Source organism: Coleofasciculus sp. A1-SPW-01 (assembly GCF_040217205.1).
In the GTDB taxonomy this organism is placed as follows: Bacteria; Cyanobacteriota; Cyanobacteriia; order Cyanobacteriales; family Coleofasciculaceae; genus Coleofasciculus; species Coleofasciculus chthonoplastes_A.
Window position 1 is genome coordinate 130,675 of the sequence record NZ_JAVJNP010000090.1, and the last position, 14,767, is coordinate 145,441.

Below are 14,767 nucleotides of genomic sequence, written 5' to 3' on the forward strand. Positions count from 1 at the left end.
ACTCTAGTGACGTGAAAAATATTATGTCACTAAAACAAGTTCAATAGATCAAAAATGTTGAACAATCCAAAAACATTAGGGATAGGTGATAAGGAAGATTCGATGGCGTCAGTAATTCTAGCGGTGTTAGAGCGAGCAACGACAATAATGTCGTTATTACGAAGTGTGGGATTACTATCCTCGTTAATACCTTGGGCAAAATCAATGGGTATCATGCGTTTAGAAACAGTACCATCGGGGTTCAGACGAATCAACTCTACCTTACTCTTACTCGCTCGCTGTTGATCGAATCCACCAGCAGCTAGGAGTGCCTGATTCAGAGGAGTATTGGGGGGGACTTGCACTAGCCCGGGCTGTGTTACTTCGCCAACCACGCTTACTCGAATTGTATCCGGTGAAAAATTAGCAGTCGCTAATTCAGTGGCTTCTGCCGGATTAACGGCGCTAGCCGTGGGAACAACAATAGTATCTTCATCTTGCAGAACCGCGTCTTGACTGAAATCTCCTGTTTGCAATAGTTGCCACAGATCCACCCCAATAATTTGTTCCGTGCCAGCTTTACTAAGCCGGCGTATTTGGATCTGCCGAATATTTGCCATGGGCTTAATCCCACCAGCTAGTTGAATTGCCCGGGTTAGAGTCGGAAAACCTTGAGTTCTGTTGTTATTTGTAGTATTACCTCCGATTAAGGTATAGGTTCCGGGACGAGTAACCTCACCCACCACGGCGACAGTACGAGGTTCGTCAGGTTTGGGTGCAAAGCTAGTCGTAGCTATTTGTCGAGCTTCAGCCAGAGTAATGTTTGTTGATGGAGGAACATAGATCGTGTCTCCATCTCGCAAAGCCAAGTTTTGAGGCTGATTGCCAGTTTGTACGAGTTCCCACAGATTAATAGTAATCACGTTCTGTGAACCTGACCTTCGCCGTCGGCGGATCTGAACTCTACCAATATCTGCTGATAGTGTCACCCCCCCAGCTTGCTCAATTGCTTGTGCTAAGGTAGGTGACTTCACACCGGGCGAGTTTCCTGCTCCGCCAACCAACGATAGGCTATAGGAGCCTGGGCGATTGACTTCTCCAGAAATCGAAATATTTAGGGGACGAGGAGTCAAAAGAGTAACGGTGACTAAGGGGCGTTTGAGAAAGCGAACGTACTGACTCGATAGGGTTTGGCTAGCTTGTTCCACCGTCAGTCCTTCGACAAGTACCGTACCAATGAGAGGTAGAGTGAGAAAACCACCAGGTGGAATCTGGTACTCTCCGCTGTATTGTGGGACTGCTAAAATATCAATGTGGACGCGATCGCCTCCGCCTAAGGTATATTCTGATTCTAATTGCGCTAGTCGATCTTCTGGTGCGACGAATACAGGTTGATTCAAAGTTGGCAATTGAGCTTGACTAGCATCGATCCAGGTCAATGATGTCAACAAGGTCACGGTCGCGACTAGCGAGGGTTTAATTTGTCGAGGTAAACTTATATAAAGCACAGGCTATATACTTGACACAACTGAGTATGATTTAATTTTATACGCTAATCGCTTATTTGTTTATCAATCAACTGAATCAGCAAAGTTCAATCATGATTAAACCTAGTGTCTCATGAAACAATTATTTTTAAATCCTTTGATAATTACTCTTGTTGTATTTACCGCATTGGTTTACATTGTTATAGGTTTTCAGCTAATTAATGCTCGATTAAAACGAGCTGAAAAGTTTGAGATGATTTGCATTGTTTTATTATTACTGAGTAACAGTGTAATTTGGCCTAATATTTTTGGTAAATTCAAACCAGAAGTCTTATATCTACCTGGAAAAACAATTCCTTCTCTAGTTGTTCAGATTTTTCTTTATGTTATTTGTTGTTTGTTTTTGTATTCTAGACTGAAAAACAAGTTAAATAATTTTATATTCGTTATCGGCAGTGTAATCAAATTTAATCCTTTTTTTGCTGGGTATATTATGATTTTACTTCTATCTTTTATTTGGTCAGAAGACCCAACATACACACTTAAAGCTAGTATTGTTTGTTTAATTGTAACAGCTCTATTCATTTACATTGGCAAAGAATACAGCATGGTAGAATTGTTAAATATTTTACTATCATATCACACCATAGTACTTATTCTGAGTTTAATCTACACATCAGGTCATGGAATAAATTGGTCTGGTGTCATCGGGCACAAAAATCCTTTTAGTTTTGTGATGAATCTCAGTGTTATCTTACTCTATTTACAGTCAATTCGTTTACCAAAATACAAGGGGTTATTCCTGGGGCTAGCGGCATTGTCTGTTTTTTGTGTACAACAAGCTGGTAGTGGCATGGGTAAAGTTTTGTTGGTTGTGCTTATATCACTTTTAATATTTGCCCGTTTTCTTAAACATTTACCAGCCAAGTTGGCTTTTGCCTGTATGGGTTTATTTTTAGCAATAGGAGTATCTTTGGCAATTTTAATCGTAGAGAATGCCGAATTGATTATTGTACAAAAATTGGGAAAAGATATGACTTTAACTGGACGAACATATATCTGGCCTGTAGTGATTGACGCGATCAACAAAAGTCCTTGGTTGGGTTATGGATATCAAGGATTTTGGCAACCTTGGCGAGGCCTGAAAAATCCGGGCGCTGTCATTAAAGCCAAGGAACTGGTGTTTATTCCTATGCATTCTCATAATGGCTATTTAGATATGGGTTTAGATTTGGGTTGGGTCGGATTAGGATTATTTATTATTTCCTTAATTATAAATATTTATTATGGAGTTAATTACTTTATAAAAAACAACACCCCCGAATCATTATTGCCTTTAGTGTTTTTTACATGGCTAAGTATATCAAACGTTACAGAAAATGGCATTAATCAAATATCTAATGGCTGGCTAATTTATGTTCTAATGACAGCTAGGCTAACTATGGAAATGGCAGACGCCCAGCTAAAAAGCGGTAGATTTTTACAAAACTCTCGCCATCTTGACTCACTATCGTTAGTCAATCCTGTTCATCCTAAAACTGATCAATGATCTATGATAATTGAACGGATTTCAGCACTATTCTGAACTCATTCAACCATATAACTAACTAATTTTTGGGTGCTAACCTGCTGATGTTAAATAAGCTAGCAGCATTAATTCAAAAACTTTCCCCTGGGTTACGCCAGGTTATTGGTAATACATCTTGGCTGTTAGCCGATAAGATTTTCCAAATGGGATTGGGATTAGTGGTGGGTATCTGGGTAGCTCGTTACCTACAACCCACGGACTATGGTTTGCTGACATTTGCTATAACCTTTGTTGCTTTGTTTAGTGCGATCGCTAATTTAGGATTAGGTACAATTGTTATTCGTGATCTGGCTCGTGATCCTCTTGGCAAAGATGAAACGTTAGGAACCGCGTTTGCCCTCCAACTTATTGGCGGTGTTCTGACTCTATTTTTAACGGTTGGAACTATTGCTCTGCTCAAACCTGATGACACTTTGACTCGCTGGTTAGTGGGGATCGTAGCTGCTGGCACGATTTTCCAGGCGTTTAGTACAATTGAATACTGGTTTCAGTCGCAACTCCAGTCCAAATACACGGTTATCGCTAACAATGTGGTTTCTGTTTGCTATGCTGGTCTGAGAATTAGCTTAATTCAGATAGGAGTTAGTGTCTTAGCCTTTGCTGGGGCAAGGTTAGCTGAAGTCGCGTTAAAAGCATTAGCCCTAGTTGTTGCCTATCGGAGCAACGGTAATCACATTAGGTCTTGGCGATGCAGTCTTTCTCGCGCCAAAGCCTTGTTACAAGAAAGTTGGATGTTAGTTTTGTCGGGGTTAGCCATTTATATCTATGCTTCAAGCGATCAGGTCATGTTGGGGTCTTTGTTGGACGACACAACAGAATTAGGATTTTATTCTGCCGCCGTAAAAGTATCGGAAGTATTTAATTTTATTCCAGCAATTGTTTACCAGTCTTTATTGCCAAAGTTTACCGAATTAAAGAAAAAAGATCCAAATATATATTTGCAGAAATTCCAAATTTACTTTGATGTTATGTCCATGCTCTGGATTTTAGTTGCCGTGCCAGTTTGTCTATTGTCTCCTTATCTAATCACTATACTTTATGGTAAATCCTATGCCATGTCTTCTGCGATATTATCTATCTACGTATGGGCACAATTTGGAAGCAATTTTGGTATGGCAAGAAGTGCTTATCTAGCTGTGGAAAATAAATTGCATTTTTCGTTGTATTTGAGTATAATTGGTGCTGTAACTAACGTGATACTTAACCTTTTCCTCATACCAAACTATGGGGCAATTGGAGCAACAATTGCTACACTTATCACTTACTTTTTAGTTATTGTATGTTTAAATTTTTTCTTTCAAGACTTGAGGATAATTGGTCGGATGATTTTGAAATCATTAAATTTTTATAAAGCTGTGACGAGAATAATCAAACTGGTGCAATAATCATAATCAATAGCTGTATTTTATCCTTTAAAATCTGTGGTTTTTCCCTTCTACGAAAAGCTCCAGCTTTCCAATTGTGCCAATTGTGCGAGGTTTATAATATAACATCAATTCAAATGTTCATGTTTTTTGTTACGGCTAGTGAGTAGGATTATCAGGTAAAGTCAAATGAAAAATCTAGAAAAAGTTAAAACTAAAATCAAAAAACAGATTAGACCAGTGATCAAAAGGGAGCTGAGACATTTACTTCATCCGTTTTGGCAGCCATTTTATTCTCAAGCTGGTGAAGATAAATTAATTTACAAAGTCATCGGTCGCAAACCCAACGGATTTTACATTGACGTTGGCGCATGGTGTCCAGACAGGTTAAGCAATACATACTTTTTTTACCAATTAGGGTGGGCAGGGTTGTGCATAGAACCTAATCCTGATCTAATAGATCAATTCCAGATCGTTAGACCTAGAGATAAAGTACTGAACATTGCCGTTTCAAATTTTGAGGGTGAAGCCAACTTTTTTACCAGTCAATCAACCGTATTTAACTCATTAAGCCCCCGGGCTAATATTCATGAATCGAAACTTGTTGTTAAGGTGAGACGGTTAGAATCAATCTTGGATGAAATACAGGCTCCTAAAACCATTGATTTTATTTCAATTGATACGGAAGGTACGGAAATTGACGTATTAGAAGGATTGAACTTAGAGAAGTATAGACCAAGACTGATTCTTGTTGAATACAATACAGACAAAGTGATTAATACAAAACTACAACCGTATCTAATCTCTCAAGGATATTCGATTATTTATATAAGTCATTGCAATATCATAGCTTCAAGTGATTTTGAGAGAGATGCTTTGCTTTTGGGTTAACCCCAAAATTCGCAAATTGAATTGATCAGGAAAATGATTGAAATTAAACCGAATATCCAACATCACTCTATTTGTCCCTATTGCCAAGCCGCTCTTAAGCCTTTAACTGTTAAATGGCATGGAATGTATAGTTATGTAGAATCGCAATGTGTTAGTTGTTCCACTGAACTGATTGAAAGCTTAAAAATAAGTCACCTGATTGACAAATATTTTCAAATTGATCAAAAAGAGAACAATTTTTGGTGGAAAGGAACAGCTATAGATCATGCAAAAATATTGCTTGACTCTTTGAGAAATCCAGAGACTGAACAATTAGATATTTGTCAAGAAGTATTCAAGCCGTATAATCGCGTTATTATCTTGAATTGTATTGATCATCTTTATGGACATTGCTTGTTAAAGCTTCTCAACGCTCAAAGGCATTTAGATGCTGATCCTGATTATGGGCTAGTTCTGATTGTTCCTAAGTTTCTTAGATGGATGGTTCCAGAAGGAGTTGCGGAAGTGTGGACAGTACCTATACCAATAAGTAAGAGTTTTTGTTACTATCCTAGCTTTGCTGAGTTTGTCAGTGAAGAAATAGAACGCTTTGATGAAGTATATGTCAGTCAAGCTTATTCTCATCCTAGTCAGTTTGATATCACTCGGTTTACAAGAGTACCTAAACATTCTTTTAACCAAAAAGATATTAAAATAACCTTTATATGGCGTGAGGATAGAATGTGGTTAAATGATCGGGGGTTAAGTGATCTAGTCTTCCGAGCGTTGAGAAGACATAATATGCCGCTCCCACTCCTTGTTTTGCAAAATTGGCAAGTACGTCGGTTGTTTACCAAAATACGAACCCAGATTCCCACGGCAAAATTTGCGATCGCGGGTTTAGGTAGAGGAACTCAATTCCCGTCTTGGATAGAAGACCACAGGGTTGATAAATTTAACAAGGATACCGAACAACAAATGTGCCAACTTTACTCAGAAAGCCGTTTAGTAATCGGTATTCATGGCTCGAATATGCTTTTACCTTCAGGTCATGCTGGTATGACCTTAGATTTGATGCCAGATGGTCGGTGGAATAATTTTGCTCAAGATATTCTGTATCAAGAACCTGACCCAAGGATTGCCTCTTTTCGCTATCGATATTTACCTCTGACAACTAGCATTAAAACGTTGGCATATATGGCTGAAAAAATGATAGTGACAAGCTCAGTTTTCTATTCACAGATGATCGCTGATAAGTAAAAGGTAATTTATAAAAATAGTGTTGATTTTACTAATTCCAGCAACTAAATTTTAGCTGAACTGATTCAGCCGTGTTCAAAAAACTCAATATTTTTTTAGGTCAATAGTGCAGAATGTGAGCCAAGCTACTCGACTTTAGTTCAACTGTCGATTGTACATGAATTCTCCGATTGCTGAATATAATTAACAAAGTCATCAATCTTGTGAAAGAGCAAAAAATTAGTTTTCAGCCATTCTTGATCCTTGTTCCACCACTGAAAATTAATCAAATATTTAACTACGTCTGGTTTAAATCGATAACGGATCAGTTTAGCAGGAACACCACCATAGATAGCATAAGGAGGAACGTCTTTATTCACAACTGCTCCAGTAGCAATAATAGCGCCATCACCAATCGTCACACCATCTAAAATAACAACATTTGCACCAATCCAAACATCATTACCAATTTGGATAAGTTTCCTTTCTTCGATATAATCTTGATCAGCAAATGTAATACCAGCTTGTTTTTTCGTTGAATAGAAAATAGGATGGGTAGACACAAAGTATTGAGAAGGATGTATACCCCAACCAAACAGACAGTTGGGACCAACACTACAAAATCTACCAATATAAGTCTTTGTGATCAAGGTTTTTTCAGATATGTAAGAAAAGGAGCCAATTGAGGAGTCAAGTACTAACACGTTGCTACTAATACAAACATTCGGTTCTATCTCTGAATTCAAAACTAAGGACAAATATCCTTGTCTAAATTTTTGAAACTTCAACTGATTTCTTTGCCAATTGATCAAAAAACGCAGATAGATAGTCAGAGGATTTTTGGAGATGATATGTAAATTTTCTTTAACTTTAATCATTTCAAATAGTTGGTCAAAAGACATAAATGTTTACAAAATCATGGAATTATACTAACAGCTCATGATATAATTAGTTCTAAAATCATCACAAATATGTATTACCTAGATTAAAAATAGCTAAAGTATGATCCCTATTAGCTGTATTATTGTTAACTACAATAAAGAGAGATTTTTGAAGCAAGCCATAATCAGCGTCGTCAATCAGACGATGCCAGTTGCCGAAATTATTGTAGCAGATGATGGCTCCACGGATGGTTCAAGAGAACTCATTACGTCCCTAGCTCATGACTATTCCCAAATTAAATCAATTTTCCGAGAAAAAAATCTGGGAGTGGCGGCAAACAGGGATTTAGCGATTCGTGCTGCTAAAGGTGAGCTAATTACCAGTCTTGATGGTGATGATTGGTACACACCACAAAAAATAGAAAAGGAGTTTTTAGCTCTACAAGGTAACTTTGAAGCCATAGCTTATTCTGATGTTCAGTTAATCAGTCACCATGATCAACCAATTGCTTATTGGGACAATTCAGGTTTAGTTCACCTTGATATAAAGCAAAGATTGCGATTGTTAATACATGGTTTTGGTTCACCTCTTCGAGATATGCTGATTCCTAAACATCTTTACATAAAAGCTGGAGGAATGCAACATGGCAGGAATTTGTACGAAGATTGGGACTTACAAATTCGCTTGGCTGCTTATCCCTATCACTGGAAACACTCTGGCATTGTCGGAATCAATTACCGTAAGACAGATTCAGGACTTTCAAAAACCAACTCACTACTTAGGCATTTTCAAGCTCAATATCAGGTACTAATGTCAAATCAAGAATTGCTGAAAGAACATATTAGCGAACCGGAGTTGTGGCTGGCTATTGTAAAACTTATCCTCAAAACAACACGTTCTACATTAGGTATTCGGAGCAAAGTTAAAAGACTGCATTTTTGCTAATATGCAAGTAAATTGCTCCACCGAAAAGGACACCACCAAGTCAAATAAACCCTCATTATTAGGCGAAATAGAGCTTTAAAAGCAGGACACATTGTGTTGATTAACTTAGTATCATATTAACAGAATGGAGCTGAACTGATTTTTCTAGAAAAAATACACCATTAGGGGTTTTAGCAAAACATTCATAATCATGAGAAACCATAAAATCCATAATATCTACTTTTGATAAGGTTTCTAAATTTCGGGCAATACTTTCAACGAGTACAACTTTAGGTCTATAGGCAACCCAATCATTCGATTTTAAGACTTCAAGATCCATTCCTTCTACATCAACTGATAAGAAGTCTATAGGTGTAGATGGGGGCAAGTATTTCTCTAAAATACTGGCTAATTGATCAGTTTTTATTTGAGATTGACTGACTATTTTATCTTCCATGCCCAGTTCCTTGAGAAACTCTTGGGAAAAGCTATTCATCGTACTTGCTGATTCAGTAAGTTGATAGTAGGTTAAAGAATCTTCTTTATTGGCAACTGCTACTTCTAAATTAATATCTCTGGGTCGCCATCTATTAAATGAATTCATACTCCCTGGTCTAGCATCAATATTAATTCCACGCCACCCTTTTTCATAGAAAAGATAGGTATTGGAACAATCAATTGGATCATAAGCGCCTATATCGACATAAAAACCAGAGTCCTGTCGCAAGAAAAGATAAGATAATATACGGTCTTCCCCACAGAGTGAAAACGTTGATGTTGATGGATTCAATTTGCAGATATATTTTTTAATAGTGTGTTTTATAGTCTTTGGTACAAACTGTTTAATTATATTTCTCAATTTAGTTATATTACTCATAAGTCAACACCTATTCCGGTACAGTCAATTATTTTAAACAATCTCAAAACAACAAAAACTATATTATATAGCGTTTTTATTTGAGTTGTAAACCCCACCCCTGCCCTCTACGCAAGCAAGGGGAGGGTTTGGGAGGGGTAATATTTTCACGTTTCATTTGGAACTGCTATATTTTTATTCGCAATCAAGCAATCACAAATTAATTACAATTGATTTTAGTTTTTATGTTGCTCTTAGAATTATGGTTAATTATACAACATTTTTCTGAATAATGTATAGAAGATCAGTACGATTAGATGCAAGATTTCCTAAAGATAATGCACCCACTGTATTAACGATAACATCACCGAGAAAAGGATACGCTTTAAAAATATCTTTAGCGTCAAAAGCATAACTGTATTCTATTTTAATGTTTAGCCCCTGCTTTTTACAGTAGTTCCGTATACCACTTTTAGAGACAAAAGGTTCATAAACTGTTGGGAAGGGATCATAACCAGGCTTACCAGCATTAGAACGTCCTTGAATATATTTTTTATATAATATCTTCAGCCAAAATGGTGACAACTTAGACAAAAAACCGTACACTGTTTCTGCATCGGGAATTCTAAGAATTAAAAATCCTTCTGGTTTTAACCAATTGTACATATTGTCTAGTACTTTTTCTGCATCACTTATATGTTCAAGTACATATGAGGAATAAATTACATCGTACTCAGCTTCTTTGAGTTCAATCGTTCTTAAATCACCTACAATTATTTTATCTAAATCCTTTTTTTTGTATTTTCTGATTTCTAAAGCTTCTTGGCTTAAATCAATTCCTGTTAATTCATAGTCTATACCCTGTAAGTTCAAATCCCATTTTTGTCCACACCCAGCTTCCAATATTTTGATTGAACCAGATAAATGCTCTTGAATGTACTGTCTAATTATCCTAGAATTCTCTTCATCCCAAGGCTTGATATTAAAAATATTAACATCATTCCTTCTCTTTTGCTGCTGTAAGCTTGTCATGATGGTTTAAATGTTTAACAAAAAAATAATATCCTATATTTAGGACTTTACAGAGCAAACTTCATAAAAATTAACAAAATTTTCCGGGCAAAAAAAACATGAACCGAAATCGCACCGCCGTACTAATCACCTGTTATAACCGCAAAACCAAGACTCTAGCCTGTTTAGAGGCATTGTTCAACCAAGCACTGACCCCAGAAATCACCCTTGATGTCTATTTAGTCGATGATGGTAGCACAGATGGTACAGCAGAAGCTATCCAACAAGCTTATCCCCAAGTCAACATTCTTCCCGGTAATGGTCACTTGTTTTGGAACGGGGGAATGCGCTTGGCTTTAGCGGAAGCCATCAAGCAAGACTATGACTATTACCTTTGGCTCAATGATGACGTCATCCTGTATCCAAAAGCTCTGACGACTTTGTTCGCCACATCTGGTCATCTAGCCGAGCAGGGTGACGTTCGCTCAATTGTGGTTGGCTCGACTCAAGACCCGGAGCAAGGCACACTCACCTATGGAGGGGTTGTGCAAGAATACTGGTGGCATCCTTTGCGCTTTTGTCTAGTTCAACCCAATGAAACAGTCCAGCGTTGTAACACCATCAATGGAAACTGTGTTCTAATTCGTCGAGAGGTTGTTCAAGTTGTTGGAAACCTAGACCCCGCTTTGATTCATTACCTAGGGGACTATGACTATGGTTTACGAGCTCAAAACCAAGGATGTAGTCTGTGGATTTCTCCAGGATATATAGGAACTTGTCCCTTAAACCAGACCTCAGACTCTGATCAGCGTCTACAGGAACAATTAAAGCAGATGAGCGGTCCAAAAGGATTACCCTTAAAAGATGTAATTCTGTACTCCTTTGAAGAATGGAAGCTATTTTCCCAACGATATGGTGGTTCTTTGTGGTTTATTTATTGGTTGTTACCTTATCGACGATTGCTTAAAGGTTGGTTATTTAGCAAGTTAAACATCAAGTTAACTCGGACCTTCGGTCGTTAACCTGAAGTTCCCCCCATCCCGATTGACGATAGAAGCATAAAGCATTACTCGGTTAAGCGTTTTAGCCGATTAGCGCTCTCAAGTTGTACCCATGTATATTGAAGATTTTATTAATACTCTTGGGTAAAAATCTGGGATACAATTGTGCGCCTAAGTACATCAAAACGACTTTAAATATGGGAAAAAATAGCTAAAGATATTACTGTTCAATATTCGGACTAATCAAACTAACAATTTAGCACACTAAGTACGGAATATACCCACCTGATTGAAAAGTTTTTATCCTGCAAGACTGAAAAGACTACAATTATTCCTTTAAGCGATACTCTAACCCAAATCTTTTCATAATATCTCTAATTTCATCTTGTTCTGATTGATTCAGATCAGACTTCCAAGAATATAACCTGTCAGTACCTTGCCGTTTACCATAACCTATACTTTTTTTTTTGACGGAAGTTGGAGAGGTTTTACTCCAATTTTTTTCTAAATCTAAGTTGTTAAATTCAATTTTCATTTCGTCTAAAACTCTTCTTAAATAATCTGAACCTTCAAGGAGCATATCGTCATAATTTACTATATAAAATCTATTTTGCTTCTGTTGATTTGAAAATGAATCTAGTACATATTTTTCTGTTAGAGCCCAGTAGGCAGCCAGACGGGATATCAGGTTTTGTTGATCTAATTCAAAAATTTCCTTTTCCCATTTATAGAAATAATTTTTACGACCATCATTAATTTGAAGTAATTGTTTGGAGAGTGAAAGTTGCTCAAAAATAGCTCTCCAATAATCTATTCGCATAATCGTATGAATAAGTGCTCGCGGATCTCTATAGATATGAATAATAGAAACAGGCCAATCATTGTAAATAGCTTTTAGACAAAGGGATGCTCTAACAAACTTCACTACCACCCTATCTCTAGAATAGTAACTGATGGGTCTGATAGTCATTTGAGTATTTCGATGAGGCAATAGATCTAGCAATGCTTTGTCAATGATGCTCTTAAGATATGAGCCTTCACCAAAATTATGGTCTTGGTAAGGCATCAATAGGTTGAGAAAAGTAAAATCATGTTGTGGCGGATTAATTTCTGGCATAGCTTTATAGAAATAATCCGATCTTAGTCCAAAAGGTTCAAAAACTGCTTTAGCGTTTATTGCGGCTGATAAAGTATCTTGCAACCAGGTTGTTCCACTTCGCCAAAAACCATTTACCACTATGCATTTAGATATATCAATTTTCTGTGACTCCCACAAATTGATCGGATAGAAGATTTTCGATTGTACATCTCTGACTATCAATTCTGTTTGGCTTTCAATCTTTAGTTTCAATTTATTCGCCTTACGGGTAATCCAATGCATGATTTTGACTCTAAAATTTTTCCAACGATATGGTGGTTCTTTGTGGTTGATTTATTGGTTGTTACCTTATCGACGATTGCTCAAAGGTTGGTTATTTAGCAAGTTAAACATCAAGTAAACTCATAATACCAGTAGGCTCTTCCGTACCTGTTATGCTGGCATTGCCTTCATATTATAGCCAAGCATTTTGCTGGTAAAGTGTTTTAGCATAATTATAAATCTGATAATCTAGGCGATTACTTTCCTCAAACTCAGACAGAAAACCCGGGGAAAGCCTTTGCCGACTCCGAGGCGATTGATTTAAATTATCCACTTGAATGCGCTGCTTCTTCAAGAGAGCAGCTAATTTCTCAAATGATTCTTGATAGTTTTCGACTAAGCCGATAAAGAAATAGCGATTGAGAACATCTTTATAATTAGATTCATTGCAAGGAATGACTGTTGCTAAATAATTATTTCTAGTCAACAAATGCTTTTCTAGTGGTTCTTGAGGTGAAATTCGCTTCATGCGTATTTCATAATAGTGCAGGGATATTTGAACTTGTAATGGATGTCGCAGGAACGTGATCAGACGATAGGATTCCTGCTCTAGAAAAGACGGATATCTTTCGTGAATAAAAGAACCTGGCAGATGGTAATGACCAGATAATATATGGTAGTGGCATAGGTTAGCCAAGTTTTTGGGACGGTTACAGAATTTTTCGTAGGCTTGAGGATCATCTTCATTACCCCAAGCCCAGGGTGGGGGATAATCTTTGATACAGATGAACCAGTGAGTTAGAGCATCAAAGGCAGAGGTTCCTGCACACTTGGGAATATGATGAAAAATATAGCGATACGGTTGCTGTGGCTGGGAAAATTCCATCATCCAAATTTTTGAAGCGCGGAGAATATGCCGAGCCTTTTTATTGATTTTTTTTTGTACGTCTGTCAGTTGGGGATTGCTCATCAACACCATCATAAATCAATATTTTCATTATACTACTATCAGAGCAGCTTACCGATGATATCTTCAGCGAAATTCATCAACGGCAGCGGCAACATCAGAAATAAACTGAACTCGACGTTGCTCCGCCCAGTTCACGGCTTGCTCTTGCCCATCTTGGATTAAGGGAGATGAAACGACAGACATTAAACATTGAGCAAACTGTTCGGGATCTTCAGCCACTTGAACGGTTGCTGGCGGATTGGAAATTCCCCTCAATGCAAATGGAGTTGCCACAATTGGTAATCCGACCCCAACAGCATCTAATGTTTTAATTTGTACCCCAGCTCCCCTGATCCCAGGAATCGCAATAACCTTAGCTTCTGCCATAAAGTCTCGTGCATCGGGAACAAACCCTCTATAGTTAACGTTAGGATACAATCCCTGAAGCCACTCGGCTCCCCTACCAGCAATATGAATGGATAAAGTGTCTGGTAGGTGAGGATAAACCCATTGAAAAAACCATTTTAATCCATCCCGATTAGGTTTCCATGTCCAACTGCCGATCATCCCAATATCAAAACTTGGTTTTCTCAGACTAGATCCTAAATTTTCTAGGCTAGAAGGTAAATCAAAGCGTTTTATCTTGCCTTGATTTTCAATGCCAACAACTTTGATGAAATATTCAGCATCGTGTTGTGTTAACGTCCACGTTTGCTTGGCTATTCTAGCTAACTCATCTTCGGCTTTCTTCGCCAACTTAATCTCTCGCTGATAGATCCATCTCAATAGGGAATTTTTTGTATATTCAATGCGCTCTAAATAAACTTCATTTTCAATGTTTTGAGCATTAATAATCAATTTATAACGTTCTGAAATTATCGATTTTAGCCAAACTAATTGAGAAGAATGTTCTAGTATAATGATATCATAATTTTCGTCGTTTAAAATATTATTAACTTTTTTTAGATAGGTCTGAGAGTAATATTTAGCTGATGAATAAGGCAGATTTTTTATTAAACTGTTAAGCCCCCAAATAACAGGATATAATTTTGCCTCTTTTGTTTCTATGTAACGTTCTCCTACTGACAGAATATCGAGCTTTGGTTCACAGGGTACACCTTTTCTCTGATATCCAACAACTAATACCCTGTATTGATTGCATTTAAGGGCATTAATGAAATGCTCTGACGCAATATCACCTCCAGTCCCTTTTTTGCTAGGAAGACAAGTCGTGAGATACAAAATATTCATGTTAAT

At 37.3% G+C, this 14,767-nt stretch carries 13 protein-coding genes; 6 read left to right on the top strand and 7 right to left on the bottom strand.

Features of this window, described 5'->3' with window-relative positions:
* Positions 1–29: 29 nt before the first annotated feature.
* Entirely contained in the window at positions 30–1,418 is a 1,389-nt protein-coding gene (locus RH949_RS14040; protein ID WP_446353885.1) for an SLBB domain-containing protein, read from the bottom strand.
* Positions 1,419–1,599: 181 nt separating this feature from the next.
* Between RH949_RS14040 and RH949_RS14045 the strand changes: the two genes are divergently transcribed.
* The 4 genes from RH949_RS14045 to RH949_RS14060 all read left to right on the top strand — a co-directional run bounded on the left by RH949_RS14045 (position 1,600) and on the right by RH949_RS14060 (position 6,548).
* Complete coding sequence (locus RH949_RS14045; RefSeq protein WP_446353887.1) at positions 1,600–3,015, top strand: O-antigen ligase family protein; 1,416 nt, start codon at positions 1,600–1,602, stop codon at positions 3,013–3,015.
* Between the two features lie 83 nt (positions 3,016–3,098).
* Positions 3,099–4,439, top strand: coding sequence for a flippase (locus tag RH949_RS14050; RefSeq protein WP_446353889.1), 1,341 nt, complete (start codon positions 3,099–3,101; stop codon positions 4,437–4,439).
* Between the two features lie 168 nt (positions 4,440–4,607).
* The gene (locus RH949_RS14055; protein WP_446353891.1) at positions 4,608–5,309 is read left to right on the top strand and encodes an FkbM family methyltransferase; all 702 of its coding nucleotides are present in this window, start codon (positions 4,608–4,610) and stop codon (positions 5,307–5,309) included.
* Positions 5,310–5,342: 33 nt separating this feature from the next.
* Positions 5,343–6,548 (top strand): hypothetical protein, encoded by a 1,206-nt coding sequence (locus RH949_RS14060; RefSeq protein WP_446353893.1) that lies wholly within the window; start codon positions 5,343–5,345, stop codon positions 6,546–6,548.
* 140 nt (positions 6,549–6,688) lie between these two features.
* On the opposite strand, the gene RH949_RS14065 is transcribed toward RH949_RS14060, so the two are convergent.
* Positions 6,689–7,429, bottom strand: a complete 741-nt coding sequence (locus RH949_RS14065) for a CatB-related O-acetyltransferase (protein WP_446353895.1) — start codon at positions 7,427–7,429, stop codon at positions 6,689–6,691.
* Between the two features lie 100 nt (positions 7,430–7,529).
* On the opposite strand from RH949_RS14065, the gene RH949_RS14070 reads away from it, so the two are divergent.
* Positions 7,530–8,354: a glycosyltransferase family 2 protein gene (locus tag RH949_RS14070; RefSeq protein WP_446353897.1), complete on the top strand. Its 825-nt coding sequence runs from the start codon at positions 7,530–7,532 to the stop codon at positions 8,352–8,354.
* Between the two features lie 100 nt (positions 8,355–8,454).
* Here the strand turns inward: RH949_RS14070 and RH949_RS14075 are convergent, their stop codons facing one another.
* The gene (locus RH949_RS14075) at positions 8,455–9,210 is read right to left on the bottom strand and encodes an FkbM family methyltransferase (protein ID WP_446353899.1); all 756 of its coding nucleotides are present in this window, start codon (positions 9,208–9,210) and stop codon (positions 8,455–8,457) included.
* 249 nt (positions 9,211–9,459) lie between these two features.
* The gene (locus RH949_RS14080; protein WP_446353901.1) at positions 9,460–10,221 is read right to left on the bottom strand and encodes a class I SAM-dependent methyltransferase; all 762 of its coding nucleotides are present in this window, start codon (positions 10,219–10,221) and stop codon (positions 9,460–9,462) included.
* 98 nt (positions 10,222–10,319) lie between these two features.
* Between RH949_RS14080 and RH949_RS14085 the strand changes: the two genes are divergently transcribed.
* Positions 10,320–11,222: a glycosyltransferase family 2 protein gene (locus RH949_RS14085; protein WP_446353903.1), complete on the top strand. Its 903-nt coding sequence runs from the start codon at positions 10,320–10,322 to the stop codon at positions 11,220–11,222.
* A gap of 307 nt (positions 11,223–11,529) precedes the next feature.
* Here the strand turns inward: RH949_RS14085 and RH949_RS14090 are convergent, their stop codons facing one another.
* The 3 genes from RH949_RS14090 to RH949_RS14100 all read right to left on the bottom strand — a co-directional run bounded on the left by RH949_RS14090 (position 11,530) and on the right by RH949_RS14100 (position 14,761).
* The gene (locus RH949_RS14090) at positions 11,530–12,582 is read right to left on the bottom strand and encodes a sulfotransferase (RefSeq protein WP_446353905.1); all 1,053 of its coding nucleotides are present in this window, start codon (positions 12,580–12,582) and stop codon (positions 11,530–11,532) included.
* Positions 12,583–12,754: 172 nt separating this feature from the next.
* A complete protein-coding gene (locus RH949_RS14095) occupies positions 12,755–13,531 on the bottom strand; it encodes a hypothetical protein (protein ID WP_446353907.1) in 777 nt (258 codons plus the stop codon).
* 63 nt (positions 13,532–13,594) lie between these two features.
* Complete coding sequence (locus tag RH949_RS14100) at positions 13,595–14,761, bottom strand: glycosyltransferase (protein ID WP_446353909.1); 1,167 nt, start codon at positions 14,759–14,761, stop codon at positions 13,595–13,597.
* Between the last annotated feature and the right edge of the window lie 6 nt (positions 14,762–14,767).

Coding starts and splice junctions, on each gene's coding strand:
- RH949_RS14065 (WP_446353895.1), bottom strand. CDS start 7,429: ATGTCTTTTGACCAACTATTTGAAATGATTAAAGTTAAAGAAAATTTA.
- RH949_RS14085 (WP_446353903.1), top strand. CDS start 10,320: ATGAACCGAAATCGCACCGCCGTACTAATCACCTGTTATAACCGCAAA.
- RH949_RS14045 (WP_446353887.1), top strand. CDS start 1,600: ATGAAACAATTATTTTTAAATCCTTTGATAATTACTCTTGTTGTATTT.
- RH949_RS14060 (WP_446353893.1), top strand. CDS start 5,343: ATGATTGAAATTAAACCGAATATCCAACATCACTCTATTTGTCCCTAT.
- RH949_RS14050 (WP_446353889.1), top strand. CDS start 3,099: ATGTTAAATAAGCTAGCAGCATTAATTCAAAAACTTTCCCCTGGGTTA.
- RH949_RS14090 (WP_446353905.1), bottom strand. CDS start 12,582: ATGCATTGGATTACCCGTAAGGCGAATAAATTGAAACTAAAGATTGAA.
- RH949_RS14080 (WP_446353901.1), bottom strand. CDS start 10,221: ATGACAAGCTTACAGCAGCAAAAGAGAAGGAATGATGTTAATATTTTT.
- RH949_RS14100 (WP_446353909.1), bottom strand. CDS start 14,761: ATGAATATTTTGTATCTCACGACTTGTCTTCCTAGCAAAAAAGGGACT.
- RH949_RS14055 (WP_446353891.1), top strand. CDS start 4,608: ATGAAAAATCTAGAAAAAGTTAAAACTAAAATCAAAAAACAGATTAGA.
- RH949_RS14075 (WP_446353899.1), bottom strand. CDS start 9,210: ATGAGTAATATAACTAAATTGAGAAATATAATTAAACAGTTTGTACCA.
- RH949_RS14095 (WP_446353907.1), bottom strand. CDS start 13,531: ATGAGCAATCCCCAACTGACAGACGTACAAAAAAAAATCAATAAAAAG.
- RH949_RS14070 (WP_446353897.1), top strand. CDS start 7,530: ATGATCCCTATTAGCTGTATTATTGTTAACTACAATAAAGAGAGATTT.